The 26,005-nt window shown below is 37.9% G+C and carries 27 protein-coding genes; 16 read left to right on the forward strand and 11 right to left on the reverse strand.

Annotation, left to right across the window (positions count from 1 at the left end; all coding sequences use genetic code 11):
* Positions 1-11 precede the first annotated feature (11 nt).
* Positions 12-428: a rhodanese-like domain-containing protein gene (locus PLEUR7319_RS0119705; protein ID WP_019506950.1), complete on the forward strand. Its 417-nt coding sequence runs from the start codon at positions 12-14 to the stop codon at positions 426-428.
* Positions 429-514: 86 nt separating this feature from the next.
* Positions 515-703: a DUF6335 family protein gene (locus PLEUR7319_RS0119710; RefSeq protein ID WP_019506951.1), complete on the forward strand. Its 189-nt coding sequence runs from the start codon at positions 515-517 to the stop codon at positions 701-703.
* 81 nt (positions 704-784) lie between these two features.
* Here PLEUR7319_RS0119710 and psaK read toward each other — a convergent pair whose 3' ends face one another.
* Both psaK and PLEUR7319_RS40825 read right to left on the reverse strand, forming a co-directional pair.
* The gene (gene psaK, locus PLEUR7319_RS0119715) at positions 785-1,051 is read right to left on the reverse strand and encodes a photosystem I reaction center subunit PsaK (protein WP_026102655.1); all 267 of its coding nucleotides are present in this window, start codon (positions 1,049-1,051) and stop codon (positions 785-787) included.
* 258 nt (positions 1,052-1,309) lie between these two features.
* The gene (locus PLEUR7319_RS40825) at positions 1,310-1,579 is read right to left on the reverse strand and encodes a hypothetical protein (protein WP_026102656.1); all 270 of its coding nucleotides are present in this window, start codon (positions 1,577-1,579) and stop codon (positions 1,310-1,312) included.
* A gap of 160 nt (positions 1,580-1,739) precedes the next feature.
* Here PLEUR7319_RS40825 and hemJ point away from each other — a divergent pair, with 160 nt between their 5' ends.
* The 7 genes from hemJ to cax all read left to right on the forward strand — a co-directional run bounded on the left by hemJ (position 1,740) and on the right by cax (position 11,096).
* Positions 1,740-2,333, forward strand: coding sequence for a protoporphyrinogen oxidase HemJ (hemJ, locus tag PLEUR7319_RS0119725; protein ID WP_019506953.1), 594 nt, complete (start codon positions 1,740-1,742; stop codon positions 2,331-2,333).
* A gap of 104 nt (positions 2,334-2,437) precedes the next feature.
* Entirely contained in the window at positions 2,438-3,595 is a 1,158-nt protein-coding gene (gene recF / locus PLEUR7319_RS0119730) for a DNA replication/repair protein RecF (RefSeq protein WP_019506954.1), read from the forward strand.
* A gap of 132 nt (positions 3,596-3,727) precedes the next feature.
* Positions 3,728-4,996, forward strand: a complete 1,269-nt coding sequence (locus PLEUR7319_RS0119735; protein ID WP_019506955.1) for a glycosyltransferase — start codon at positions 3,728-3,730, stop codon at positions 4,994-4,996.
* A gap of 275 nt (positions 4,997-5,271) precedes the next feature.
* Positions 5,272-7,194, forward strand: a complete 1,923-nt coding sequence (locus PLEUR7319_RS0119740; RefSeq protein WP_158441858.1) for a CRTAC1 family protein — start codon at positions 5,272-5,274, stop codon at positions 7,192-7,194.
* A 28-nt stretch (positions 7,195-7,222) separates the two neighbouring features.
* Positions 7,223-8,818: a hypothetical protein gene (locus tag PLEUR7319_RS0119745; RefSeq protein WP_036800437.1), complete on the forward strand. Its 1,596-nt coding sequence runs from the start codon at positions 7,223-7,225 to the stop codon at positions 8,816-8,818.
* A gap of 350 nt (positions 8,819-9,168) precedes the next feature.
* The gene (locus PLEUR7319_RS0119750) at positions 9,169-9,675 is read left to right on the forward strand and encodes an AAA family ATPase (RefSeq protein WP_019506958.1); all 507 of its coding nucleotides are present in this window, start codon (positions 9,169-9,171) and stop codon (positions 9,673-9,675) included.
* Between the two features lie 329 nt (positions 9,676-10,004).
* Complete coding sequence (gene cax / locus PLEUR7319_RS0119755) at positions 10,005-11,096, forward strand: calcium/proton exchanger (protein WP_019506959.1); 1,092 nt, start codon at positions 10,005-10,007, stop codon at positions 11,094-11,096.
* A gap of 84 nt (positions 11,097-11,180) precedes the next feature.
* On the opposite strand, the gene PLEUR7319_RS0119760 is transcribed toward cax, so the two are convergent.
* The 3 genes from PLEUR7319_RS0119760 to ispD all read right to left on the reverse strand — a co-directional run bounded on the left by PLEUR7319_RS0119760 (position 11,181) and on the right by ispD (position 15,349).
* On the reverse strand, positions 11,181-12,983 hold the full coding sequence (locus PLEUR7319_RS0119760) for an EAL domain-containing protein (RefSeq protein WP_019506960.1): 1,803 nt from the start codon (positions 12,981-12,983) through the stop codon (positions 11,181-11,183).
* Between the two features lie 404 nt (positions 12,984-13,387).
* Positions 13,388-14,629, reverse strand: coding sequence for an MFS transporter (locus tag PLEUR7319_RS0119765; protein WP_019506961.1), 1,242 nt, complete (start codon positions 14,627-14,629; stop codon positions 13,388-13,390).
* A 12-nt stretch (positions 14,630-14,641) separates the two neighbouring features.
* The gene (gene ispD / locus PLEUR7319_RS0119770; protein ID WP_019506962.1) at positions 14,642-15,349 is read right to left on the reverse strand and encodes a 2-C-methyl-D-erythritol 4-phosphate cytidylyltransferase; all 708 of its coding nucleotides are present in this window, start codon (positions 15,347-15,349) and stop codon (positions 14,642-14,644) included.
* Between the two features lie 103 nt (positions 15,350-15,452).
* On the opposite strand from ispD, the gene PLEUR7319_RS0119775 reads away from it, so the two are divergent.
* Positions 15,453-16,400, forward strand: coding sequence for a glycosyltransferase family 9 protein (locus PLEUR7319_RS0119775; protein WP_019506963.1), 948 nt, complete (start codon positions 15,453-15,455; stop codon positions 16,398-16,400).
* A 177-nt stretch (positions 16,401-16,577) separates the two neighbouring features.
* Complete coding sequence (locus PLEUR7319_RS0119780; RefSeq protein WP_019506964.1) at positions 16,578-17,534, forward strand: hypothetical protein; 957 nt, start codon at positions 16,578-16,580, stop codon at positions 17,532-17,534.
* A 115-nt stretch (positions 17,535-17,649) separates the two neighbouring features.
* Here the strand turns inward: PLEUR7319_RS0119780 and PLEUR7319_RS0119785 are convergent, their stop codons facing one another.
* A complete protein-coding gene (locus tag PLEUR7319_RS0119785; RefSeq protein WP_019506965.1) occupies positions 17,650-18,030 on the reverse strand; it encodes an alr0857 family protein in 381 nt (126 codons plus the stop codon).
* A gap of 562 nt (positions 18,031-18,592) precedes the next feature.
* On the opposite strand from PLEUR7319_RS0119785, the gene PLEUR7319_RS0119790 reads away from it, so the two are divergent.
* Positions 18,593-18,928 carry a hypothetical protein gene (locus PLEUR7319_RS0119790; RefSeq protein ID WP_019506966.1) on the forward strand — a complete coding sequence of 112 codons (336 nt, stop codon included), beginning with the start codon at positions 18,593-18,595 and terminating at the stop codon, positions 18,926-18,928.
* A 261-nt stretch (positions 18,929-19,189) separates the two neighbouring features.
* Positions 19,190-19,549, forward strand: coding sequence for an iron-sulfur cluster assembly accessory protein (locus tag PLEUR7319_RS0119795; RefSeq protein ID WP_019506967.1), 360 nt, complete (start codon positions 19,190-19,192; stop codon positions 19,547-19,549).
* A gap of 111 nt (positions 19,550-19,660) precedes the next feature.
* On the opposite strand, the gene PLEUR7319_RS0119800 is transcribed toward PLEUR7319_RS0119795, so the two are convergent.
* Together PLEUR7319_RS0119800 and PLEUR7319_RS0119805 are read right to left on the reverse strand one after the other, a co-directional pair.
* Positions 19,661-20,551, reverse strand: coding sequence for a tetratricopeptide repeat protein (locus PLEUR7319_RS0119800; protein WP_158441859.1), 891 nt, complete (start codon positions 20,549-20,551; stop codon positions 19,661-19,663).
* Between the two features lie 127 nt (positions 20,552-20,678).
* Positions 20,679-20,927 carry a hypothetical protein gene (locus tag PLEUR7319_RS0119805; RefSeq protein ID WP_019506969.1) on the reverse strand — a complete coding sequence of 83 codons (249 nt, stop codon included), beginning with the start codon at positions 20,925-20,927 and terminating at the stop codon, positions 20,679-20,681.
* A 192-nt stretch (positions 20,928-21,119) separates the two neighbouring features.
* Between PLEUR7319_RS0119805 and trpB the strand changes: the two genes are divergently transcribed.
* The 3 genes from trpB to PLEUR7319_RS0119825 all read left to right on the forward strand — a co-directional run bounded on the left by trpB (position 21,120) and on the right by PLEUR7319_RS0119825 (position 23,836).
* Positions 21,120-22,382, forward strand: a complete 1,263-nt coding sequence (gene trpB, locus PLEUR7319_RS0119815; RefSeq protein WP_019506970.1) for a tryptophan synthase subunit beta — start codon at positions 21,120-21,122, stop codon at positions 22,380-22,382.
* Between the two features lie 250 nt (positions 22,383-22,632).
* On the forward strand, positions 22,633-23,190 hold the full coding sequence (locus PLEUR7319_RS36125; RefSeq protein WP_202804254.1) for a CAP domain-containing protein: 558 nt from the start codon (positions 22,633-22,635) through the stop codon (positions 23,188-23,190).
* 13 nt (positions 23,191-23,203) lie between these two features.
* Positions 23,204-23,836 (forward strand): ribonuclease H-like domain-containing protein, encoded by a 633-nt coding sequence (locus PLEUR7319_RS0119825; protein WP_019506972.1) that lies wholly within the window; start codon positions 23,204-23,206, stop codon positions 23,834-23,836.
* 165 nt (positions 23,837-24,001) lie between these two features.
* Here the strand turns inward: PLEUR7319_RS0119825 and PLEUR7319_RS0119830 are convergent, their stop codons facing one another.
* The 3 genes from PLEUR7319_RS0119830 to PLEUR7319_RS36130 form a co-directional block, all read right to left on the reverse strand.
* Complete coding sequence (locus PLEUR7319_RS0119830) at positions 24,002-24,286, reverse strand: DUF2470 domain-containing protein (RefSeq protein ID WP_019506973.1); 285 nt, start codon at positions 24,284-24,286, stop codon at positions 24,002-24,004.
* A gap of 81 nt (positions 24,287-24,367) precedes the next feature.
* Positions 24,368-24,844 carry a thioredoxin-dependent thiol peroxidase gene (gene bcp, locus PLEUR7319_RS0119835; RefSeq protein WP_019506974.1) on the reverse strand — a complete coding sequence of 159 codons (477 nt, stop codon included), beginning with the start codon at positions 24,842-24,844 and terminating at the stop codon, positions 24,368-24,370.
* Positions 24,845-24,881: 37 nt separating this feature from the next.
* Positions 24,882-25,928 carry a tetratricopeptide repeat protein gene (locus PLEUR7319_RS36130; RefSeq protein ID WP_019506975.1) on the reverse strand — a complete coding sequence of 349 codons (1,047 nt, stop codon included), beginning with the start codon at positions 25,926-25,928 and terminating at the stop codon, positions 24,882-24,884.
* Positions 25,929-26,005: the final 77 nt, after the last annotated feature.

The raw sequence follows: 26,005 nt of genomic DNA on the forward strand, positions 1-26,005 counted from the left end.
TAAGCAAATTTATGTCTGAGCAACAACCAGAGGCTAATGTGTCTGAGCAAAAACCAGAAGCTGAAGTAATCTCCGAAGCCAAAGAAAAACTATCCGAGGTAATTCCTACTCCTCCCGAAGCAACTCCAGTATCTAGCGCACAAGCCTTAAAAGAGCGCTTAGATTGGGGTGAGCCGGCGTTAACAATTATTGATACTCGATCCCGAGAAGCTTATTTAAAAGAGCGCATCAGAGGTGCAATGTTAGTGTCTGAAGTCGGTAATCTTGCTCAAAACCGTGAAATTTATATTTACGGTGATAGTAATGAAGAAACAGCAACAGCAGCAAATAATTTGCGTCAAGAGGGATTTGAAAATGTATCCCAACTTCAAGGGGGTTTAGCTGGATGGAAAGCCATTAATGGTCCTACCGAAGGAAGAGTAGCCTAACTTTAATTATCTATTAAGATATTTTGTCGTAGGTGAATATTAAATTATTTGCTTACGACTTCAAGGAAATAACAAATACATAAATTATGAATACAGATCCCCAAAAATTTGCCCAAACTGAACCTTTTGCTGAGGTGAATGATGTCGATAAGTTAGGCAAACAAGCAGGTGTAGAAATGCCTGATGATGAAAAACTAGGATTAAAAGCCAAACTTGAAGCAAGAGATGACAGTCGTTTAGATTTATCAGAACCTAACCAGAACTTATCTGAATAAAATTATTGAATCACTTCCTCCTAAAAAAATTTGGGAGTTAGCAATTTTGCTAACTCCTAATATAGTAATATTTATATCTGATTAAAGTGCGCCAGCGTTAGCTAATCCCAGAATAACCCCTGCTCCAATGAGATGTCCTAGGCTAGTAGTACCTAGCAAAGCAGGAAGCCCCATGCCACCGAAAAACTCGGGGGAAGGTAAACCAGGTCCAGCACTCTGGTTCTTAATGGTGTATTTACCAAAAGCGATCGCCGCAATATTACAAACAATCATCACAATTGCTACTTTGGGACTCCAAGATACAGTTGTAGGTACATATGCTGCTGCAAGCAAAGTTAGATAAGTCAAGGTTAGTTTCTCCTGAAAATTTGATATTTCCTGAATCGATAATAATTTTATTTCTTTACATAACAAGAGTATTAATCGATGTTGCAATATTTATTAATCTAGTAAAGTTTTATATACAAAAATATAGTATTCGAGCCAAGTTTTTTGGTCTTAGTTTAAGGTGTGGTTTATTATGAAGTTGAGATAAACGAGGGGCTGTGGCTCAGTAGGATAGAGCAAGCGCCTCCTGAAAGTTCGGGCACTATGGGGGAAACCTCATCAGTGAATGTGGTCAAATTCAAGGAAGCCTAAAGTTACTAATAGTAGCCATGGTAATCTTGAGCCAAGCTCTATAGTTCCTGGTAGAGAAGGTGCAGAGACTGGTTGTAGGTCTAAAATCAGGAAAGTCACCGAATCGTAAATCTTGTTTGCAACAAGATAGCCTACAACATAACGGCCACCGCCTAAAGGTAGCTTACCCAAGGTGAAGGAATAGTCCAGAGAGTGGGGAAACTCACACCAATCTGAAGCGCTAGGTCGCCAGTTCAAATCTGGCCAGTCCCGTTATCTCACTTATTATGTCAGCTGTATGTATTAGCTCAAATCAATTCAGTCTTTAAAATTTTATTGCGTAGATGTAACTTGTGGTGCAAGAAAAATATACACTCACATACATATGGAATAAATTTTTGCTCAAGATCTATACTTTATGGCTTATTACTGGTTTAAAGCATTTCACTTAATTGGTGTTGTAGTTTGGTTTGCAGGGTTATTTTACCTGGTGCGATTGTTCGTTTATCACGCGGAAGCTGAGCAAGAGCCAGAACCAGCCCGCAGCATTTTGAAAAAGCAGTACGAATTGATGGAAAAGCGTCTCTATGGCATTATTACTACCCCAGGAATGCTTGTTACCGTAGCCATGGCGATCGGTTTAATTTCTACCGAACCAGCAATTTTAAAGTCAACTTGGTTACATATTAAGTTGACTTTTGTCGTTTTGCTTCTTGGCTATCATCATTTTTGCAAGCGCATCATGAAGAAATTGGCTGCAGGGGAATGTAACTGGACAGGACAACAGTTTAGAGCCTTAAATGAAGCACCTACAATATTACTGGTGTTGATTGTTTTGTTGGCGGTATTTAAAAACAATTTACCTTTAGATTTGACTACTTGGTTAATAGTAGCCTTGGTAGTATCAATGGTTGCCAGTATTCAGCTCTATGCTAAGAAACGTCGTAAAGACAAAGAAAAATTAGCTCAAATGGATCAAAATCCTGGGTTTGCTAGCTCTGTTGGAGAATAATTGCTGAAAAGGATAAAGGATAAATGATAATCAACTAGTTCTTTGTTGCTCATTGATAACTGCTCACTTATCTTTGACAGCGTGTTCTTCATCCTTATTGGTAAATGTATTTAAAAAAACTACACTTGCGCTCATTTCGGAACTATGTTGATCACCAGGTAGAGTTTACTGCAAGAAAAACGATCATAGTGGGCAACAATGCACAAGGTAAGTCAAATTTGTTAGAAGCTGTAGAACTACTAGCTAGTCTTAAAAGTCATCGTACTACTCGCGATCGCGAATTAGTTTTAGAAACTGCTAGCGCTGGTCAAATTGAAGCAGTTCTAGAACGTGCCTATGGAACCAGCGAACTAAGTATTATTTTCCGTAAACAGGGAAGACGGACTGTTGCCATAAATAGAGAGCCACTACGCCGTCAATTGGATTTTTTGGGGATACTTAATGCGGTACAGTTTTCCAGCCTTGATTTAGATTTAGTTAGAGGTGCGCCAGATTCCAGACGCAGTTGGATTGATAGCTTGTTAATCCAACTAGAGCCTATATACTCTAGTATTTTGCAGCAGTATAACCAAGTGCTACGTCAGCGTAATGCTTTGCTCAAAAAAATCCGTGTTATTCAACAACAGACACCAGATGAACCGGATCGTTTCGTTCGTAATTATCAATCTCAACTAAAGTTATGGAATGAACAACTAGCCGCAGCTGGTTCCAGGGTTACTCGCAGACGCGCAAGAGTCATTAATAGACTTGCCCCGATCGCACAATATTGGCATAAGTGCATTAGTGGTGCAACTGAACAGTTAGAGATTAATTATCTGCCTAACGTAGAATGGACAGAAGATGATCCAGTAAAAGTACAGCAAGCCTTTCTGACTAAAATTGAACAACGTCAGGTTGCAGAACAATATCAGGGCAAGACAGTTGTGGGAACGCATCGTGATGAAATAGAATTTACCATTAATCGAACTCCCGCTCGGCATTATGGCTCTCAGGGACAACAACGCACCCTAGTATTAGCCTTAAAATTAGCAGAATTGAAGTTGATTGAAGAAGTAGTCGGTGAACCTCCTTTATTACTATTAGACGATGTATTGGCAGAACTAGATCCTAATCGTCAACAGCAACTCTTAGAAGTAATTGGCGATCGCTTTCAAACCATGATTACTACTACCCACATTGATTCCTTCAATCATGAGTGGATTAAAGACTCCCAGATCTTAGCTGTTGAAGCAGGAAAAATCAGTGAGGTTTTACTGAATTAAATACTTGCATTCGTGAATTCGGAGTTTTGATCATCCAAAATTCAGACATCTAGAAACTCATAGCTAAAAGCTAAAAGCTGATAGCTGATAGCTAAAAGATTAATATGAACAAAGCTAATTCACGCCAAGCGTATGAAAATAGCCATTATTAGTTCTAGTTTTTTTCCCGTGATTGATGGTGTAACAGTTGCTATCCATTATCGATTGCAAAGGCTTAGTGAATTAGGGCATCAGGTAATTTTATTTTGTCCAGACTATAGTGTACTCAAAAATATTTATCCCAATTGGCAAGAATATACCGGAACAATTCTGCCAGGAATCACGGTAGTCAATTTGCCCAGTACAGAATCAATTGGTTTAGATTTTGAACGAGATGTTACTAGCAAGTCATATCAAATTGTTGAGCAAAAGCTAAACGAGTTTCAGCCCGAGATTATTCATGTTGATGAAGCAGAAAGACTCACAACTAGATTTTTGCATCTGCCTGGAGTCAAGTTTGCGAAGAAAAGCGAAATTCCCTGTGTTGCTTTTTATCATACTAACTATTTGGATTATTTTGATGATTATTTCAACCTGCCTTTTGGCTTCAATATTTTACTGAAAACTATTTTGGGCTGGGTTTTTAGCTGGATTTATAATCAATATGATTTAACCTTAGTAGCTAGCAGAATTACACAAGCAAACCTGAGACAATTAGGGATTAAAAATTTATACTTAGCAGATATTTTGGGAGTTGATCTTACTCAATACACAGCTGCTTTCAAGAACAATAATTATTTAGTTGAACGGTACGATTTACCCGATCTTCAATCTAAGATTAAGCTGCTCTTTTTAGGAAGACTAACCCCAGATAAAGGTTGGAATTTTGGTCTTGCTGCTCTCAGTAAACTACCTACAGAAATTAGACAGAAAATCGCGATTATTATTGCTGGAGATGGCGACATGAGCGATCGCATTCAGCAAACATTAGCTAAAGTAACTTCTCATGTCTATCTTTTAGGTAGAATTCCTCCTGAGTTTGTTCCTGCTTTGTTAATCAACGGGGATATCTTGATTACCAATTCCCAAAAAGAAACCAAAGGATTAACTGTAATGGAGGCAGCAGCAGCAAGTCTACCAGCGATCGCCCCTCGAGCTGGAGGAGTTATAGATACGATTCAAGATGGGACCACAGGCTTTTTATATGAGCCGCAAAACGAATCTGATTTTTTAGCTAAGTTGAATTTATTGATTAGTAATCAAAGTTTACGAGAATCAATGGGTATTCAAGCTCAACAAGCGATACAAAAATATAGTTGGGCACAAGTAGTTGATAATTTAGTTGAGATCTGGACAGAACAAATTAATCAGAAAAAAATTTCATCACCAAGAATTAATCGCATTAGATTAACTAGCAAATAACCAAAAACCGAGTAATTACGGTATCTCATTTAAATCCAAGCAGCTATAAATGGATGTGATAGCCATTAATATTTATAACCTAAATTCGGGATAAGCTGAATGACTTATGGTGTAGTTGATTAAAAACCATGATTTTCCTTAAATCATAAAAAGTTAGGCGAGAATATAAGTCCAAAAAGCTTAGAGCTGATAGCTTAAAGCTTAGAGCTGATCTCACCCTTAAATTGCCTTATCCCGAACTGAGATTATTGTTCATAGCTACAGAGGAAAAGGTTTTGTTTAATAATGTTACTGAAGGCAGTGGAATCACTTATACGGGAAGTTCTTATGGTGCAGCTTGGGGAGACTTTAATAATGACGGTTATCCCGATCTCTGGGTAAGTAATCATGGTTTTTTACCTAATCTTTATCAGAATCAAGGCGATGGCAGTTTTATCGATATCACCTTAAATGTATTTGACCAGCAGCTACTCAAGGGAGATTTTCATGGTGCAGCTTGGGTTGATTTTGATAATGATGGTGACTTGGATTTACTTCAATTAGTAGGTGGAGATTCGGGTAATAGCAGTCTTAGCGATCCGAATATTGCCAATAAGTTTTGGATTAATCAAAACGGAACTTTTGTAGAAAGGGCTATCGATCTGGGTTTAGGTTACATTGGTTCTCGTGGCAGAAGCCCCCTGTGGTTCGATTACGACAATGATGGTTTATTGGACTTGTTACAAGGTGCTGGAGAACGACCCGATGGGGAAGTTCCGGCAACAATCTTTCGTCAGGATGATCAATTTGAAGACCTTCGTCCCAGTTTAGGTTTTGATCTGGCACCAACTCGGTTTGGTGTTTTGTCAGATTTAGTTGATGACAATACGCCAGAATTAATTCTCATTGACCCCTCTGAGGGAATATCAATTTATGACTCTACAGAAATCAACGATATTACTGACTCAATATTAGAAAAAAACTATAAAGCTCAAGATTTTATTTCGGAAGATTTTAACGGGGATTTGTTACCAGATTTATATTTAACCAGAAGAGGTTTAGGCAATTCTGCTTTTTTCCAGCCTCAAAATAATTCTCTAAATCTCAATTTTCTGGCTCAAGCAGACCAGAAAGGCATTACCTTTCAAACTGAGGGGGAGGTTTCTATTGACTTGTTTACATTTGGCTATAGTTTTGAGGAGATTGATCCAGAAGAGATATTTATTGGTGCACGTGGTTTGAATCCAGAGGATCTGAATACTGCTTTAGAAGCTGAAAATAGCACTATTACTAGATTACAGTTGAATCTCGATCCAGAAGATTCGCGAGTGGAGGGAGTTGCCCCTTTTACCCCCGGAGAAGATGAAGGTCTCTATATTGGTTACGATCCAGTTTTGGCTGAATGGGAAATATCTTTATCAACTCCCGATCAAGATTTAGTTGCCGCTATTGTTGAATCTTCAAGTGAAATTACAGAAACTAAAGCGATCTCTTTTAATAATGATCTTGAACCTTTTCCCGATCAATTATTGATTAATAACGGTTCGGAGTTAATCGATCAGACTAACGGCTCAGGAATTAATAGTGTCAGAACTGCAGGAGTCAGTACGGTGGCAGGAGATTTTGATAATGATATGGATGTAGATATTTATGTTGTTACTGCAAATGCTGCGGGCAATGAACCAAACGTCCTCTACGAAAACCAAGGCAATGGAACGTTTATCGCTGTGGCAGATTTAGGAGCAGCTCAGGAAAGCATCTTAGGTATTGGAGAATCTGTTGCTACAACCGATTACAATAATGACGGATTTCTCGATTTATTTGTTACCAATGGTGGTTTTCCTCCTATACTCAGCGAAAGCGCACCTTATCAACTATTGGAAAATGAGGGCAATGATAATCATTGGTTAACAATTGATCTAGAAGGAGTCGTCTCCAACCGAGATGGTATTGGTGCTCAAGTATATGTTACTGCTGGCGGCATTACGCAACTACGACAACAATCCGGGGGGATGCATAATCGAGTGCAAAATGATTCTCGCTTACACTTTGGACTAGGAGAAAATACTTTAGTCGAAGAAATTAAGATTGAATGGTCTAGTGGTATAGTTCAAACCATGGAAAATATAACTGTCGATCAAATTCTCAATATTACCGAATGTGCTGAATCAACTAACTTTCTAGAAACCAGCTGGGAAACGATAGGATGTGTTATCTAAAATTGACGATGCAATCACTAATTTGTCTATGAGTAACAGAGATTTATTCGCTCGTGAAGCCTTAGCCCAGATTCCCAAAATTTTAACTCTCTTAGACCGAAATCCTCATAGTCCCACCTATGGTTGTTTTGATCGTACTTTTTGGCAATATAAGGTAATTGATTTTCCGGCGGGAATGTCTCAGGAGTTTGTTTATCCTTTAGCATTGGCATATCACTGCAACCTGACTGACAATATTTTTTATCAACAACCGATTATTAAAACATGGGTTGAAGCTGGCATAATCTATGCAGCTCGGAGCAGTCACCCTAATGGTTCCTGTGATGATTATTTTCCCTATGAAAGGGCTGCCGGAGCCGCAGCTTTTTCCTTACTTGCTTGCATCGAAAGTTATCGTCTTATGGGTTTAAATAACCCTGAAGCCCTGGATTTTTTCCGTAAAAGAGCAGATTGGCTGGCAGAACATCAAGAAAGCGGACGTTTAACTAATCATCAAGCTTTGATTGTCTTATGTTTAGAGTTACTGGCAAACTTATTACAAACCGATCGCTGGGATATCAGTAAGCAAGAGCGTTTGGAACAGGTGCTATCCTGGCAAAATCCTGAAGGCTGGTTTATTGAATATGAGGGTTGCGATCCTGGATACCATACTTTAACTATTTCTTGTCTGGCACGAGTGTATGAACTCAATCCTAGAGTCAGACTCAAACAAGCGATCGCTTCAGGGGTAAGTCTGGCTGCCCAATTTGTGCATCCTGATGGTTCTTATGGGGGAGAATATACGAGCCGCAATACTTATAACTTTTTTCCCCATGGCTTTGAATTGGTAGGCAAATGGCTACCTGAAGCTCTCAACATTAACGATCGCTTTTTAGAGGGACTAGCCAATGGTTTAGGTTCCTGTTATGCCGACGATCGCATCATTGGGCATCATACTTGGAATTATCTCCTAGCTTGGCAAGATTTTATCCCTGCTCGTCCGCCACTAAAACCTCGTCTTCAGGGACGCTTTCACTTCAAGGAAGGTGGCATCCTCATCGAACGGCGCGACAATACAGAATTGTATTTGGCTTTAAATAAGGGCGGTGTATTTAAAATATTCCGTGATGACAAGTTAGTTGCCTCAGATACCCAATTTTCCCTATTGGTCAAAGATGGCAAAAAACTCAGAAATGCGGTGGGACATTTAGTTGATGATTATCAAATTCAATTAGAACCAGAGCAAATTGCGATCGCGGGAACTTTGGGTTGGGCAAAACAAAAACAAATGAACTCTCTCAACCTGATTATCTTACGCTTGGTAATGTTGACTTTAGGAAGATTTTTTCCCAATCTAATTCGTCGTATATTACAAACAATACTGATTACTGGTAAAAAAGATGCACCATTCAAGTTTACTCGTCACTTCCATTGGCAAGATAATCATTGGCGCGTCAGCGATCGGCTAATGGCAAAGTCTTGGCAGGATGTGGTGCAGGCAGATATTGGTTGCGATCGCACTTCGATTTATGTAGTAATGAGTCGTACTTTCCAACCAGGACAACTCCAAACTGCTTTAGACTTGAGCGATCGGGTCAAAGCCCTAAATTCGGAAGAATCTCTGGATTTAACCAGAGATATCTAGTCTTGACACCTCGATACTAATAATTATTAGTGGCATTAACAATTCATTTTCTGAGTTGCTTATTGTTGCTAATTTATCTTAAGGATAGCTTTTAATAAATGATCCGACGATATTTTGCCCAAAAATTGCTATATACTGTATATCTGAAATCATACTCATCTAATTATGTGTATTAGCAACTGCTCAATACCCATAAATTCTCTACCTCATGAGTCTAAAAAACTCTACCTACTGGCACAAATTGTGGGTTTTAGAGATGAGCTAGAGATTACCGCCTATTTTATTTTTTAGTTACTTGAAATCAAAGTTTTTAACACACCAGTTAAGTTCTAACAAAATCTATTAATTTCATGATTGAGTCTACTACAACTACAAAATTGTTGAATTGGCTAAAATCCAGGTTAATTCATGGTGAAAATGGGATTGTTTTTAATGATGATTTTTCAGAAACCTTTGATACTATTCAAAACTTTGTCTCAAGTGTCGATCAAAATCTCCAAACTCCCGTTATTTACTATCAAGCTTTTCCTGAAGAGAGTACAAGGGAATTTTTAGCTACTTTAACTCACGAGTTGGTTTCTAAACTAGGTAAGGCTACCCTAAACTGCAATCAAACTTTAATCGAAATTATAGAAGCTGCGGCATTAAAAATGGTGATTATAGATCAGAGTCAACTTGCACCTCTAGATACTATACAAAGTCTTTTAAATTTTTTTGGTAGTCGTAATATTGCCTTGATTTTAGTCGGTTCACATTCCAAAATGGAAACAGCCCAAGTTTTGAGTCTTGCTACTGTTTCTTACTGGGAGCGATTTACGGCAAGCTACAAGCAAGAAAGCTTATCGAACTTTCGTTAATAGTTCAAGTATTTTTCACGAGTAATGAGTAACGAGCCTCTGACGAGGTAGGCAACAGGCAACAGGGGAAATACTTTGCCTCGCAAAATAAGGTCAGAAACTACTTATGACGTAGGTTTTAGCCTTTAATGATTCTGTTTAGTTTCTGGAGAGTAATAAGTAATGAGTAATACCTCTACAGTCGCCGAAGACAAAGGCGCTTAGTTCGCCCTTCGGGTTCACCCCACAACAGATACACATTTAGTCAGAAGTCGAAAATTCAATAAAGACTTATGTTAAAGGAGATGTTATCAATGTGAGAGAACTAGCTCAAGGAATAATAAGTCAATATGCTCAATAAAGAAAAACTTTTCTTAGTTTTGTTAGTTTTTATTCCCGTTTCTATTGCCGCTAATTTTTGGGAATGGGGAGAAACCACCGTATTTATTACCGCAGCTTTAGGCATTGTCCCCCTGGCAGCATATATGGGTACGGCTACAGAAGAAATCGCCGTTGTCACAGGTCCCAATATTGGCGGATTACTCAATGCTACCTTTGGTAATGCAACTGAATTGATTCTTGCTTTTATTGCTCTTAAGGCTGGTTTAGTTGGTGTAGTGAAAGCGACTATTACTGGCTCGATAGTCAGTAACTTGCTATTGGTCATGGGATTTTCAATGTTGCTGGGAGGATTACGTTTTAAGGAGCAGCAGTTTCAGCCTACTGTTGCCCGTCTTAATGCTTCCACAATGAATCTCGCTGTAATTGCACTTCTTTTGCCCACTGCCGTGGAGTATACATCGTCAGGTATTGAAGAAATGACGCTACAAAATCTATCGGTAGCTGTAGCGGTAATTTTGATTATGGTTTATATTTTGACGCTACTGTTTTCTATGAAAACTCATTCCTATCTTTGTGATGTGGGAGATATAGAATCAGGTGAAGGCGGGGAAGATAAACATAAAGTCAATTTAAGTTTTTGGGTATTTATTTTATTACTAGTAACCCTTGCTGTGGCAATAGAATCAGAATTACTTGTAGGCTCCTTAGAAGTAGCTACTTCTGATTTAGGTTTAAGTGCCTTGTTCACTGGAGTGATCTTACTACCGATTATTGGGAACGCTGCTGAGCACGCTACTGCGGTTACTGTGGCGATGAAAGATAAGATGGATCTCTCTGTTTCCGTCGCGGTAGGTTCAAGTATGCAAATTGCTCTCTTCGTTGCGCCAGTACTAGTAATTGCCGGATGGATCATTGGTCAACCGATGGATCTAAATTTTCATCCGTTTGAACTAGTTGCCGTTACAGTTGCTGTATTAATTGCCAATTCTATTAGTTCTGATGGAGAATCTAATTGGTTAGAAGGCAGTTTGCTCTTAGCAACTTATGCAGTGCTGGCACTTGCCTTTTTCTTCCATCCTGTCACAGAAGGGATAATTTAGACGATAGACAATATCGTCTCGATAATTCTGATATCTGATAATTGTTACATCGGGGTATAAAGATTAATTTATATCCCGACATAATTATGCAATAGGGCTAATCTGTGGTTTAGTTGAGACATTAATCATAGCTAGCTTTTGAAATTCTCTAGCATTTAAAGGACGACTAAATATATAACCTTGTATTTCATCGCAATTACTATTTTTGAGAAAATTTAATTCCGCTTCGGATTCAACTCCTTCAGCCACTACTTTTAATCCCAACTCATGTGCCATGGTAATTATAGTTTTAGTGATCACTGCATTAACTGGATCTTTATCAATATTATGAATAAAACAAGAATCTATTTTTAAAATATCAAAGGGAAATTGTTGCAAATATCCAAGAGAAGAATAACCTGTACCAAAATCATCTAATACGATTTTAACCTCTAGCTTTTTGAGCAAATTCATTCTTTGAATGTTAGTTTTGATATTTTCTACCAAGACTTTTTCGGTTAACTCCAACTCTAAGTATTGAGGTTCTAAAGATGAATTGAATAAAGCTTGAGTTATCTGATGAAATAAATCTGATTGTCTAAATTGAGATCCTGACAGATTAATACCAATATTTAAAAAATTTAAACCAAGATTATGCCAGGCTTTAGTTTGTTTACAGGCACGATCTAAAATCCATTCTCCTATAGGTCGAATTAAACCACTTTCTTCTGCTAAAGGAATAAATTTGCCTGCACCAATTCTGCCCATAACAGGATGATTCCAACGTATCAATGCTTCTGCACCGACAATTTTATTAGTTTTGAGATTAACTTTTGGTTGATAATATAATTCAAACTCTTCACGTTCTAGAGCATGATGTAATTCCGCTTCCATGGTCAAACTTTCAGCAGCTCTAGACGGTTTAATATTAAAGGCATATGTAAATAATTGGGAGCGATTTCCTCCTTGTGAGCGCGCATACTCGATCGCTTTTTCACCTTGCTGTAATAGTTCTTCAATATCCTTACCATCAGATGGATAAAAAGAAATACCAATATTAGTCGAGAGAAATATTTCGCGATTGTTAATCAGGAATGGTTCTCTAAGCCGATTTAAGATTTCTTGTCCATAATTGCTGGCTGTTAATTGCTTGTCTAAAGGAATCATCACGACAAAGTGATCTTCCTTTAGATAGACAGTAATACCCTGAAACTCTAAATCATTGACATAGTCGGTTATACGTTTAGCTATCTCTTTAACTAAACTATCTTGCTGCTCTTTAGTTAAGAAAGCACTAACTTTTTGAAACCGATCTAAGCTAATATTAAGAACTGCTATTAATTTTAGCTCCGGTTTTTCACTGTTGTCTTCTACTGAGCTATTCTTACTATTGATCGAGGAAACTAAGTAATCAAATAAATCTCGTAAAAAAAGTTTGTTTGGGAGATTGGTGAGGTTATTTTTATATATGTCATCAAACTGTGAAGAATATTCATTAACAGTATCTTGTAAAGACTGTTGAATTGATGACTGCTCTTGATGTTTACTCAAAATCATCTTAATGTTGGCATGCAGTTCTTGATCCCTAAAAGGTTTGATGAGATAACCATAACATCCCACTTGAGATGCTCTCTCTAGGGTTTGCTCATTAGCGTAAGCCGTCAGGAAAATAACAGGAATATCTGCTATAGATTTAATTCTGCTAGCTGTTTCAATACCATCTATATTTCCTTTGATGGCAATATCCATCAAAATGAGATCTGGTTTTGTGGTTTTAACAAAGTCAATTGCAGCTTGTCCTGAGGAAACAATTTTAGAGATAGTGTATCCTAATCTTTGGAGTTTTTTAGCTGTGTTTCGGGCAATTATCAACTCGTCTTCCACGATCAAGATATTGATTTTATCCATAACAATTTACAGTATTTTAATTGTAAGATTTCTGATCTAAGATATTTATCAGTCAGACTTGGCAATCAACAGAAGCGAAATATATTTAATTAATAGTTAAATTAATAGTGCCTACTGTTCATCGGTAACAAAACATATTTTTTGATGTTTAGGTTCTTAAAATAGCAATAAAAATCAAGATTGTAAATCAATATTTTTTCTATCGTAGAATTGCTTATAATAAGTGGTTGTTTCGAATTTATTGTTTTTTCAAATACATACTTCAGATTACCAACACTTTTGTAAATCAACAAAATGTGTTATAGATTACAGCAAAAACACATAAAAAAATCGCAGAATAAATCAATTAAACACTACTAACTTTACACTTTGAAATAATACAGGTTTTAAAACTTCAGCCTCATTTATTTTATTGCTTTCATTTGAGGAATTAACTGTTTCAAATAACTTAAAATTCCTAAACCGACTAATGTCGAGGCAGCACACAGTAGCCAAAAATAGTTAGTATATTCGGGATGATCTAAAGCCCAGCCTCCAAGAGGTGGTCCCACAAAGTAGCCAATTGCCCAACATTGAGAATTAATCGAGAAATATACTCCTCGCAATGATGTGGGGGCTAAATCTGCCACTAAGCCCGAAGCAACAGGAGTATAAGTAACCATCCCCAAAGACATCAAACCCAAAGTTAGAACTGCCCAAATTAATGTTTTATCAGGCATAGTTCCTGTCAGCCAGACTAAGATAAAGGCAATTCCCCACAACACCAAAGACAAGCTCAACGCCGTAATGCGACTAAAACGATTTAAAATCCAGGCTATAGGTAACTGACAAATGGCAGCAAAGGCTATATGCCAAGTAAATAGAGCGCTGATAACCCGTTCTGAAAATCCTACTCCTGTGTTGGCTAACTGAACATAGTTTTTGAAATATAGAGGAAGAGTACTTTGTACTTGAGAAAGATAAATAGTAAATAATATACTTACCGCCACAAAAACCATCAAGGCGCGATCGCGTAATGCCAAAGACCAACCGTTAATACTACTTGACTCTGATTGTTGCCCTTGAAATTGATAAGTTTCGGCGATCGCAAAATAGATTACTGCAAAAAAAACAGCAAAAGAAATTCCGTCAATGACAAACAAGGCTCGATAATTGCCTGAATTAGCGATTAATGCTCCACCTAAAACTACTCCTAAACTTAAACCTAAGCTATCAGCTAATCGAGTAACGGCAAAAGCTTCATTGCGTTGTTCTGGAGTTGTTAAATCAATAATTGCCGCTTCTGTTGCCGGCCAATAGATACCAATGCCAAAACCCATCAGTAAATTACCCACAATCAAGCTGGGAAAATTCGCTGTGAGGGCCAATACCACATCTGCCAATACAGACACAGCAGCAGCAGCTAAGAGAGTTTTTCTTCGTCCCCAACGAGGGGAGTCTGCCCATTGTCCCCCCAGAAATCGTCCTGCTACACCCGAAACAGAACCACTCCCTAAAGCTACCCCCACCAAGGTAGAAGATAATCCTACTTGATTGACAAAAAAAATAGGCGCATAAAACAGGGTAAAACCAGTACCAATTTCTGATAAAAGTCTACCTGCTGCCAGAATCCAAACCTTGAAGCTGAAATTTAGTATGGTAGACATTAATCAATTAGGTTAATCACTTCTTTGACGTAAAATAAATTCGGCGATCGCCAAATCCACGGGAGTCGTTACTTTTAAGTTTGTTTCTTCACCCTGAACAATTTTTACGGGTAGTTGGCACTTTTCCAATAAAGCTGCATCATCAGTGACAGACCAACCCAATTCTTTTCCCTGGGCATGACAACGCTTTAAAAGCTGTACTTCAAATCCTTGAGGAGTTTGTGCTGCCCATAAATTGCTGCGATCTGGGGTGTCAATAATAATTTCTTGATCGTTGACTATCTTAATTGTATCTTTGACAGGTATAGCAGCAATTAAACCCTGACAAGTTTCCAGTGCTGTAGTGCAGCGATCAAATAATTTAGGAGTTGCCAAACATCTTGCTCCATCATGGATTAAAACTCTCTCAGCCCTATCTGGCAGAGCCTGTAAGCCATTGTATACAGATTCTTGACGGGTATCACCTCCGACAATTAACTCCACCGATTTAGTCAAATTGAGCTGGCTGAGGATATGTTGAAAATCGGCGAAATCTCTCGGCTGTCCAATAATGCCAATCCATTCGATACTTGGGGAGTTTTCCGCAGCAAGTAAAGTCCAGGCTAAAAGTGGTTTTCCTAATAATTCCAATAAAAGTTTATTACGTTGGCGTAGCCCTCGCGTAGCGAACTCGCTACCCATGCGACGACCCATGCCTGCCGCAGGTATAAGTAAGTGCATTTACGACGTTTTCCTAAAAATTAAAACTGTTTAGCTCTATCATCTACTAAAATTGTCCTCAGATAAAAATAAGGACTATATCTAAATATCTACTTCATTAAGGATGCGTATACTAGCTCTCGTTCCTGGCGGAATTGGCGATCAACTTCTCTTTTTCCCAACTCTCGAAACCCTAAAAAATCAATATCCCCAAGCTGCAATTGATGTTCTAGTAGAACCTAGAGCAAAAAAAGCTTACCGAGTCTGCAAAAATGTAGATGAAGTCCTGGTGTTTGATTTCCAAGACCAGAATAGTCTCGCTGATTATCTTAATCTTTTAGGGATTGTGCGCGATTGCGAATATGATGCTGTAATTAGTCTTCCAACTTCTTGGCGCATCAAATTATTACTGTGGCTCAATGGTATACCTACCAGGGTAGGTTATCAGGATGACTTTGCTTTATTTCTGTCTAACTCTGTTGTCCGTAAACCAGAACAATATCGAGCAGAAATGTATCACGATCTGGTAACAGGATTGGATATTAAAGCGACTTGTCCGCCCATCACTATTAATGTACCTACAGAAGACATTAATTGGGCAGAAGCAGAGCAACATCGTTTAGAAATTAAAGATAGTGGCTATATTATTCTCTGTGATGACCAATCTGTTGCAACTGAGATTAGTAATTATCCGCTCAAAAGTTGGCAACAAATCGTCGAGAATATCGAGCAACGACAAACAGGATTATCCATTATCCTGTTGCAAACAGATACCAACCAAGAATGGGTAACGGCAATGATTTCGAATCATAGCAATCTTAAAGCGATCGCTTGTCCTGATGTGGGTAAAATGGCAGCTATAGTTGCTGGAGCTAACTTAATTTTGTGTAATAATAGTGCCCCGCTGCAGTTAGCAGTAGCAGCCAATATCTACAGTATCGCTTTATTAACTTCTCAAGAGAGCAAGATGATCCTGGCACAAAATGAAAATTGTGTAGGTATTCAATCGACAACGGAAAAACTTGCTGATATTAAGCCAGAAACAATTGTGCAACAACTATGGCAAGGTTAGAAATTTACCTGTAAACTCGTTAATGATTTGGCCTTAACACAGAAGGTGTCGAACAAATTCGGCACCTTCTGTGATTTCGGTCATATTTCAATTATATATTTAGAATGTAAAATTATAGCAACTTAATCAATGAGGAGAGATTTTTAAAACAGCCTGATTGAGCATGAATCAAAATACATGAATAAAAATAATTGGCAAAGAAAACCCAGCTCTTTTGCCGAGACAGTTAAGCTAGTAGAGAACTACGCCGTAATTGAAATTAGGCAAGAAACAAGCGAGAAGCAGCTTTATTACCATACTCTGAGCCATGCTCTAGGGGTAAAACGCAGAGCTAATAAAATTTTCCACAATATTCAACCTGTCTTAGCTCAAAGCATTCCTTTAGCCTCTTTAGACAGGGTAGAAAGTTTGATTAATCTCTGTGCGATCGCCCATGATATGGTGCAGTGTTTTCATCCCAGTACTAATGCCAGTACACCAAGAAAACGTGCTGCAGGGGTCAGCGAAACCGCTACAGTCAAAAAACTGCTTAACTATATCCGTAATTTAAATCAACAGTTATTGACCGATCAGGTTGATAAATCAATTCTATTTAGCGATTTAGATCTCCAGATTATCCAAGATGGTATCTTAGCTACAATTTGCAATCGCGATCCACAAGCGGGCAAAACCAACTATAGTTTTTCTCCCTATTCTATTTATCAACCCTATCTCTACGATTCTCAACGTAAAATATCCGTTGTTGGTAGCATAATTGCTTTAGCTGATTTAGGTACCTTAGGAATGGAAGGGGCAGAAAACTATATTCGAGAAGGCGTTTTGATTTTTTTGGAAGATAATTTGGATTTAAAAGAATTAATTTTAAATTGTGAATGTAACCCAGCATTTGATCGACATAGTATCAAGGCTAGATTACTTAACATGACGAAGTTTATTGTCAGTATGGCAAAAGAGCGACAAGCTAGATTGGAATTAGAGATTTCTGGATTTACAGCTTCGATTCGTCAGATCCTGCGGCAGCAAGTTTTCATCTATCTTAATGCTCAAAATATTCAAAAAATTGAGGCTATAGTGCCAACTGATGAAAATACTAAATTATCCGATTTAATCAAGTTTTTTTGCTTGAATGCTTAAATATTTAACTGCTTAAATAGCTTGCAATAATTAATCTTACTAAAAATATTAAATATTAAATGGCTTAGTAATTAGGTGGCTTATCTATACAATTCTCATACCCACCACCTAATTATTATTCACTCATGACAGAAGAGCCAATTTGCGATTCCTGCCAGAGCTGGTACAAGAAGTATTCATTTCTTTGGTTCAAATCGCAAACGAATACTCCTTCTTCGCTTTCTTCGCTCATCGATACCCAAGTACCTGAAAGAGAAACTTCAATATATTCTTCGTCACAAATTGTGATTTCGACATTTGCTCTGACTTCTAATTCTGACCAACCTGATAAATAAGGAATATTGACCGGAAATATCAAACAAGCGGTACTGGGTTCGATATAAATACTAGCTGCTGCGCGCAAGCTAACCAAAACTCTAGAAGCTTTCCAAGCTTCAACTGACTCTTGGAGATATTCTAAGTAAATTTCTTCTTCTAAATAAGTAATTTTTAACATGAGTTTCTCTGCTCCTAAAAAATTTAACTTCTTAACTGATGTCGTTCTTGGTGCTCATTTTGTTCAAATAGTCCCTAATTCAATTTTTCCTATTTCCACGATATTGGCACTGACTCAAATCACGTCGCGGTTGTTCTTTTTGATCGGAGTAAAAATGACCCCATAAAAAACCCCGCTTCTGGAATTTAGTAGCGAGGTAAAGTAAAGTTTTGTTAAGACAACGACCTATTTAGGTCTGGTTATTTTAATTTTGCTTTTCCTGCTAATTTGTTTTAGTTGAAATTGACAATAAGTGTTAATAAAACCTAAAACCTTTATATATTCTTGATTACAAACTCTTATACGTATGAGTTCCGGCGAATATGCTCTGTTACTATATCTCTTGTTCAACAAATACTCTAGATTAATCGCTGTCTCTGGACAACAATTTTGATGCGCTATAGTAGAGATCAGCGTAAAAAGAGATAACAGCAACATTAATTTTCTCTAAAAGGGTTTGCAAAAGGCATTTAAAATACTACACTTATAGTACCGTATATGTCTAGTATCTAGAGGAAAAAAAATGCGAACCCTAACTCGCACATCGACAACCGAAATGGAAGTTACCAGTATTCGGCTGGAACGCAGTCTTAAAGATAAACTCAAAGAATTATCTGGCAATCAAGGTTATCAAGCTTTAATCAGGGATATCCTTTGGAACTATGTTCATCAGAAGTCTGGTGATTATCGTCCTCAATTTGCCCGTTCTGATATTCGTGCTACCGTTGAAGCAACTGCTCGTAAAGATGAAAGTTGTGCTCTTACTGGCAAGCTGATTCAGGAAAATGAACCTATGCTTTTAGGATTTACAATTTATGGCGATCTAGTTCCCCTAAGTGTAAATAGCGTAAGCGAATAAAATTTCCTCGCTAGGGAATTGAAAAGTTGAGTTTTTTAAGTTTTCAATTCCCTAACAAATAGCAATCTTCAAGTTTGAGAGATTTTTAAAATACACGTAAATATCAACGATTTATCACTATCTCGGAGTCTTAAGCAGTACAAGAATTTAGAATAGATTTTAAAATATAAGTTATACAGACATATAGTAGATTTTGAGCGACTGTATAAAGTTACTTATCTTACTGACTCATCATAAATCTAGAAGGAGTTTTCGGCACCAATGACAGAAGCCACTAAAACCATTGAAAGAGGAATTCAGCTAACACCCACAGCTTACAAGCATATTAAAATGCTGCAAGAGCAACAGGGGAATAAGGAACTTTGCCTGCGAGTAGGGGTTCGCCAGGGGGGATGTTCAGGAATGTCTTACATGATGGATTTTGAAGAACCAGATAAGATTCAGGATCATGACGAAGTATTCAATTATGACGGATTCAGAATTGTCTGTGATCCCAAAAGTCTCTTATATCTCTACGGTTTGGTCTTAGACTATAGCAATGCCATGATTGGTGGTGGTTTTGAGTTTACCAATCCCAACGCTGCTCAAACTTGCGGTTGTGGCAAGTCTTTTGGCGTCTAGAATTAAATAGACATATCTTATAACTAGACAAAATTAACTATCTCATCAAGACAGACTAAATCTATTCAGTCTGTCTTTTTTTGAGAATTGTTTTTTTATTTCAAAAAAAAGTCACCGAATTCCACACCCTGCTTGAGCAAGTTTATGATACTGAGAATCTGAACTTAATTGTAAAACTTGTTTAAAAGCCCGATCTGCCTCTGTTAATTTTTCCGCATCACAGAGACAAATACCTTTATATAACCAAATCGTAGCTTCTTGATTGTTAGTTAGAGCATGCCGTTGCAAAATACGATCAAAAGCGGCAACTGCTTGATTATGATGACCTAACTTATATAAAGCGATCGCCTTCCCTTGTCGAGCAGATAAATATGTAGCAGAATTTTTGATAGATCGATCAAACGCTGCGAGCGCCTGCTGGAATTGACCTTTTCTCAGTAAACTTTGACCTTTTTGATTGAAAGCGATCGCTAAATCACGGCGAGGTTTATCTGCCTTATCTTCTACTTTTTGTTTCAGAAATTTAATCGCTTGGTCACTAGCGAAGAAAGCTCGATCATAATGCTTAAGCTTAAATAAAGCTCGACTCTCGTTCAGCCAATAAGTTGATTCACGAGGATTAATGGAAGTAGCTTGCTTAAATGCTTGCAGTGCTTCTTCATACTGACCTAAATGATAGAGAGCTTCCCCTCGGCAATTCCAGCCCAAATCAGTTTGAGTGTCAACAATAGTTGCTGCCGAACAAGATTGCAACATTTCATTATAATTCTGCAATTTAGACCAAGCATAACCTCGATTGAGCCACAGGTTCTCCCGTTGACCAATATTAGTTTGCAGTAATTTATCATAAGCTGCTATTGCTGATTGATAATTTTTTTGGGCTAATAGTTGATTAGCCTGTTTAAGTTGTTGCAACTGTAGAAATTTAGTAATCAAACTAAATCCCAGTCCAGTTAAACCACTAACCAGAATTAAACTAGCTAGTATAATTTTTTTGGTCATTTTAGGAGAATTCTGTGAATTCTCATCGACAGAAACTTGCTCAGGGGAACAATTAAGGAATTTATCTTCTATGGATGAGGAAATTGAATTATTAACCTTAGCCATTTGTTCTTCTAGCCAAATATGGTCAAAAATATTGTGATAAATGCGATTGGCTATCCGGACCCTGCCCTATTTTAATTTTATCAGACCAATGTCTAATAGATATTTCTGTTGTTTGTTGAGTGATCCATCTACGACGAACCATGATCTCGCCGATTCTAGATTTTGGTAGAAATGCACGATCTTGAAGGGCAATTTGCACTTGTTCAGAGGAAACTAAACCAGCTTTCTGTAAGACTAATTCTAAAGGCTTAACAATAATAGTTTTCGTCATAAATCATCTAAAATAGAGATTAAATTTATTAAGTAGCACTACATCTTAATCACTAGTTCTGAATAATGTTAAGATTTTTACTTATCTTCAAAGACTTTGATTAATAAGTTAAAAACAGCAATATTAGCAAGCTGTTGACAATTGTCAAATTGTCTTGGCATTTATTTATTTACCTGACAAAAAATTAGTTATATGACTGCTACTCCAATTAAAGGTGATTACCCATCCCCGTCTCCTGGCGATCGCAATTCTGTCTCAGTACCTGATGAACTAGGACGTTTTGGTCCTTATGGTGGTAAATACGTTCCAGAAACTTTGATGCCAGCTTTAGCAGAATTGGAAACTGCCTACAGTAAATATAAAAATGATCCAGACTTTACTCAAGAATTACAAGGGCTTTTAAAAGATTATGTCGGTAGAGCAAATCCTCTCTATTTTGCAGAACGCCTCAGTCAACACTATTCTCGTCCCGATTTTACTCCCGAAATTTATCTCAAACGGGAAGATTTAAACCATACTGGAGCGCACAAAATCAACAACGCCTTAGCTCAAGCTCTCTTGGCAATTCGCATGGGTAAAAAACGTATCATTGCCGAAACAGGAGCAGGGCAACACGGAGTAGCAACAGCCACAGTCTGCGCTCGCTTTGGTTTAGAATGCATTATCTATATGGGCGTTGAAGACATGGAAAGACAGAAACTCAATGTCTTTCGGATGCGTCTTTTAGGGGCCACGGTTGAGCCAGTTTCGGCTGGTACAGGTACCCTTAAAGATGCGACTTCTGAGGCGATTCGAGACTGGGTAACTAATGTTGAGAGTACTCACTATATTTTAGGCTCGGTTGCTGGACCTCATCCTTACCCGATGCTCGTTAGAGACTTTCATGGAGTAATTGGTCAAGAAACTCGTCAGCAATGTGCAGAGAAATGGAATGGTCTTCCTGATATTCTGGTTGCTTGCGTGGGGGGAGGCTCCAATGCCATGGGATTATTCTATGAGTTTATCCCTGAGCCTAGCGTACGTTTGATTGGTGTAGAAGCAGCAGGTGAAAGTGTAGCTTCCGGAAAACATGCTGCCACCTTAACTGAAGGTCGACCTGGAGTATTGCATGGTGCGATGAGTTATCTATTACAAGATACTCAGGGACAGATTGTTGAAGCCCATTCTATTAGTGCTGGACTAGATTATCCTGGTGTTGGTCCAGAACACAGTTATCTCAAAGATACTAAACGAGCAGAATATCATGCCGTTACTGACCTAGAAGCGATCGCTGCTTTACGCTTACTATCCGAACTAGAAGGTATTATCCCCGCTCTAGAAACTGCCCATGCCTTTGCTTATCTGGAAAAACTCTGTCCTCAGCTAACTGGTACTCAGAGGATTGTGCTGAACTGCTCAGGAAGAGGTGATAAAGATGTACAGACAGTAGCGAAATATTTAGGAGATCAACTTTAAAGCATGATGATCTGGAGATAAGGGATGGAGATTGAATAAATTATAGGTTTTTAGTGCGGGAAGATAGATAAAACTACGGTAGTTTTTAAGATTGCCAAAATAATACAATAAGGTATTCAGATTGCCTTTGTTGCCTAACTAATATCAATTTGGATAATATCTGAGACACGTAATATTCTGGTAAGGGCGAACTGCGGTTAGCCCCTACAAATAATCTGTCTTACCTAAAAACTGAAATGATATAAAAACAATGTATAAATTCCTAATTCCTATACTAACTAGGATGTTTGCCAAAATATTGCTATCTACTTTAGTGGTCACAACTTACATTGGATGGTGGCAATCGAAGGCAGTTTTGGGTCAAGAAGGATCCCTTCACCAAATCACTGCTTCAACAAAAACTAAGAGCAGCCAGGAACTAGAAGAGATAGCTCAACGAGCTTATGTTCTAGTCAACCAATACCGGGCAACTCTTGACCTTGCTCCATTAGAATTCAATTCCGTAATTAGTGAACAAGCTAGAATTCATAGCGAGAATATGGCTAAACAAAAAGTAAAATTTGGTCATGATGATTTTGAAAATAGGGTTGCCGCTTTAAAAAACGATCTACCTTATCGGAGTGTGGCAGAGAATGTAGCATACAATATGGGATATAGCGATCCAGCAGGTAGAGCTGTGCTGGGATGGATCGACAGTGAAGGTCATCGTCGCAATATGGTGGGAAACTTCAATTTAACTGGTATTGGAGTAGTCAAAAATGAAAAAGATGAATATTATTTCACTCAAATTTTTATCCGCGAAAAATAAATAATTTGGCAATATGGTTTTTAATAACGTTCAAATTTGTGATGAGGATTTAGATGGAGCTACTTATGCCCGTTATATGTCTGCCGAAGCTCTTGCCATAGATACGGAAACTATGGGTTTAGTTTTAGGACGCGATCGCTTATGTTTGGTGCAGTTGTGCGATCCTCAAGGTTTTGTCACTGCAATTCGTATTGCCAAAGGGCAAAAAGAAGCACCTAATCTACAAAAACTACTAACTTCTTGGGATATTACCAAAGTCTTTCACTACGCTCGTTTTGATGTCGCACAGTTTAATACCCACTTCGGTATTGAAACTGCACCAATTTTTTGTACCAAGATTGCCAGCAAACTAGCTCGTACCTATACTTCTAGCCATGGTTTAAAAAGTTTAGCTGGTGAATTATTGGGGGTCGAATTAGATAAAAGCGCCCAAAGTTCTGATTGGGGCGATGCCGAAAATCTTTCTGGAGAGCAATATAGTTATGCCGCCAATGATGTTCGTTATCTTTTGGATATCAAAGATAAGTTAACCACAATGCTCAAAAGGGAAGGACGTTATCAACTAGCCCAGCAGTGTTTTCAGGCAATTCCTATATTTGTGGCGTTGGATCGACTGCAATATGGCAATATCTTCGATCACCATTAACTACACTATCGACAATTAAGTAGGTAGGCATAATAATTTATAAAACCCAGGTAGTTAATTTTTTCCCTATCACCCATCCCCTAACCCCTAACCCCGGCAAAAACCGTTTTATATTTAATTTCACCCACCTATTTATACTGCCCTAACTTGTAAATCTTGCTAATTTTAAGTTTTGCCAGTTTTTGCTTGTTTGATCATTGCTACTAAGGTGTGATGGGCATCTTCCGCATCCTTGAGAGTATGGTCAAATTTCACCCTAATCGGTACTACTTTTCCTGAAATTTGGGCAGAAATATTCATACCTTGGGGATCGATAGAATCCATAGTTGCGGTTTCAGTTTGAGGCGCATCACCAAATGCCTTGGCGTAAAGGGCGATCGCATCGCGGTGATCGTCATTCATGTGTTTACAAATGCGATCGCTAATAGCAGGAGTAATTGGTTCAGACATGGTTTTTTCTTGAATATTAACGGCACAAAGCTGGGCAAATCTCTCGCTGAAGCTAGCGAAGAGGTTGAATACTAACCTAGACTAGCTTACTAGTTTTTGTAGCTCAGTTAAGACTTTTTCTACGTGACCTTTGACTCTTACCTTATCCCAAACCTGGGCAATTTTACCATCAGGAGAGATTAAGAAAGTCGAGCGCACCACACCCATATATTCTTTACCCATAAATTTCTTCAATCGCCATGCACCGTATGATTCAATCACTTTATGCTCAGGATCACTTAACAGCTGAATCAACAAGTTATGTTTATCGATAAACTTACAGTGAGATTTCTCTAAATCTGGACTAACTCCGATAATGTCTGCTCCCAATTCTTGAAAATGAGCAGTATATTGGGTAAAATCTTTAGCTTCAGTGGTGCAACCTGGAGTATTGTCCTTAGGATAAAAATATAATACTAACCAGCGATCGCTTTTATCTTTGAGACTAACAGTATTACCATTATGATCTTTCGCGCTAAAGTTTGGAGCTAGTTGTCCTACCTCAGGGATATCAGTCATTATTACTATTTTAAGATGAATGCCAATACCTACTAAACTATCTTAAGTTAGCGGTATTAAATAAAATTGGATTGCTACTACTAACAAGCATTAATAAACGTCGACGATTATTTAAAGCTTTGTCATACTTGGGATTGACTCGTAAAGCTTGACTATAGGATTTGATGGCTGCTCTCGTTTCTTCTAGAGCCTCTAATGCGACCCCGCGATTATTCCAAGCAAGATGATAATTCGGTTTTAAGGTGATCGCTTCTTCATAAGCAGTAATTGCTGCTTCATAATCATGTAACTGGAGATTAATATTGCCTAAGTTATACCAGGCTTGATGTTCCTCGGGATTGAGCTTCAGGATATCTTGATAGACAGAAATTGCCTCGTCATATCTTGCTAATTTATTTAATAATCTACCCAAACCGTACCAAGCATGATCGTATTCAGGTTCAAGATCGGTCGCAGCTTGATAAGCTAAAATTGCTCGTTCAAAATCTCCCGTTTTTTCGAAGACTTTGGCTAGTTGATAGTGAGCCACATGAAAGTCAGTTTTGAGAGCGATCGCTTGCTCAAAGGAGGCGATCGCTTGCTCGTATTTTCCAAGATGTTTATAGGCATTACCTTGGTTATACCAAGCAGTATGCTCCTGAGGATTAATCTTTATCGCCTGTTGATAAGCAAAAACCGCTTGAGAATATTGTTCAAGATGGCTCAAAGCAATACCTCGACGATACCAAGCTTGTTTTAAATCCGGTTGTAGTGATAAGGCTCGATCAAGACAAATTATGGATTCACGATATTTATTTTGCTGTTGCAAAGCAACTCCACGATTGAGCCAAATTTGATAATGAGTCAATTGAGAATTTTTCTGAGGAAGATAACAAGAAATATTCTGTTCGTATTTTTCTAAATTGGTGACTAATTCCGAGGGAGGATTATAAGCATAGTAGGTTTTGTAATTTTTATAGGTTTTATTTTTGTCTCCTTCTACTTGTTTGGAAGTTATAGCAGCGTTTACTGATGATTTTGGGGCATTAGCTAACAAGATGCTAGTGGTGATGCCGAAAATAGTTAACCAACGAAAATACTTCATGGAGCTTACCTACTTTTTTACTTTTTTTTTCTACCCTAGTATTGGGTAATAGTATCTAATCAAAATTAAGAAATAAC

This window comes from Pleurocapsa sp. PCC 7319 (assembly GCF_000332195.1).
In the GTDB taxonomy this organism is placed as follows: domain Bacteria; phylum Cyanobacteriota; class Cyanobacteriia; order Cyanobacteriales; family Xenococcaceae; genus Waterburya.

Coding starts and splice junctions, on each gene's coding strand:
- PLEUR7319_RS0119705 (WP_019506950.1), top strand. CDS start 12: ATGTCTGAGCAACAACCAGAGGCTAATGTGTCTGAGCAAAAACCAGAA.
- PLEUR7319_RS0119710 (WP_019506951.1), top strand. CDS start 515: ATGAATACAGATCCCCAAAAATTTGCCCAAACTGAACCTTTTGCTGAG.
- hemJ (WP_019506953.1), top strand. CDS start 1,740: ATGGCTTATTACTGGTTTAAAGCATTTCACTTAATTGGTGTTGTAGTT.
- recF (WP_019506954.1), top strand. CDS start 2,438: ATGTATTTAAAAAAACTACACTTGCGCTCATTTCGGAACTATGTTGAT.
- PLEUR7319_RS0119735 (WP_019506955.1), top strand. CDS start 3,728: ATGAAAATAGCCATTATTAGTTCTAGTTTTTTTCCCGTGATTGATGGT.
- PLEUR7319_RS0119745 (WP_036800437.1), top strand. CDS start 7,223: ATGAGTAACAGAGATTTATTCGCTCGTGAAGCCTTAGCCCAGATTCCC.
- PLEUR7319_RS0119750 (WP_019506958.1), top strand. CDS start 9,169: ATGATTGAGTCTACTACAACTACAAAATTGTTGAATTGGCTAAAATCC.
- cax (WP_019506959.1), top strand. CDS start 10,005: ATGCTCAATAAAGAAAAACTTTTCTTAGTTTTGTTAGTTTTTATTCCC.
- PLEUR7319_RS0119760 (WP_019506960.1), bottom strand. CDS start 12,983: ATGGATAAAATCAATATCTTGATCGTGGAAGACGAGTTGATAATTGCC.
- PLEUR7319_RS0119765 (WP_019506961.1), bottom strand. CDS start 14,629: ATGTCTACCATACTAAATTTCAGCTTCAAGGTTTGGATTCTGGCAGCA.
- ispD (WP_019506962.1), bottom strand. CDS start 15,349: ATGCACTTACTTATACCTGCGGCAGGCATGGGTCGTCGCATGGGTAGC.
- PLEUR7319_RS0119775 (WP_019506963.1), top strand. CDS start 15,453: ATGCGTATACTAGCTCTCGTTCCTGGCGGAATTGGCGATCAACTTCTC.
- PLEUR7319_RS0119780 (WP_019506964.1), top strand. CDS start 16,578: ATGAATAAAAATAATTGGCAAAGAAAACCCAGCTCTTTTGCCGAGACA.
- PLEUR7319_RS0119785 (WP_019506965.1), bottom strand. CDS start 18,030: ATGTTAAAAATTACTTATTTAGAAGAAGAAATTTACTTAGAATATCTC.
- PLEUR7319_RS0119790 (WP_019506966.1), top strand. CDS start 18,593: ATGCGAACCCTAACTCGCACATCGACAACCGAAATGGAAGTTACCAGT.
- PLEUR7319_RS0119795 (WP_019506967.1), top strand. CDS start 19,190: ATGACAGAAGCCACTAAAACCATTGAAAGAGGAATTCAGCTAACACCC.
- PLEUR7319_RS0119800 (WP_158441859.1), bottom strand. CDS start 20,551: ATGACCAAAAAAATTATACTAGCTAGTTTAATTCTGGTTAGTGGTTTA.
- PLEUR7319_RS0119805 (WP_019506969.1), bottom strand. CDS start 20,927: ATGACGAAAACTATTATTGTTAAGCCTTTAGAATTAGTCTTACAGAAA.
- trpB (WP_019506970.1), top strand. CDS start 21,120: ATGACTGCTACTCCAATTAAAGGTGATTACCCATCCCCGTCTCCTGGC.
- PLEUR7319_RS36125 (WP_202804254.1), top strand. CDS start 22,633: ATGTATAAATTCCTAATTCCTATACTAACTAGGATGTTTGCCAAAATA.
- PLEUR7319_RS0119825 (WP_019506972.1), top strand. CDS start 23,204: ATGGTTTTTAATAACGTTCAAATTTGTGATGAGGATTTAGATGGAGCT.
- PLEUR7319_RS0119830 (WP_019506973.1), bottom strand. CDS start 24,286: ATGTCTGAACCAATTACTCCTGCTATTAGCGATCGCATTTGTAAACAC.
- bcp (WP_019506974.1), bottom strand. CDS start 24,844: ATGACTGATATCCCTGAGGTAGGACAACTAGCTCCAAACTTTAGCGCG.
- PLEUR7319_RS36130 (WP_019506975.1), bottom strand. CDS start 25,928: ATGAAGTATTTTCGTTGGTTAACTATTTTCGGCATCACCACTAGCATC.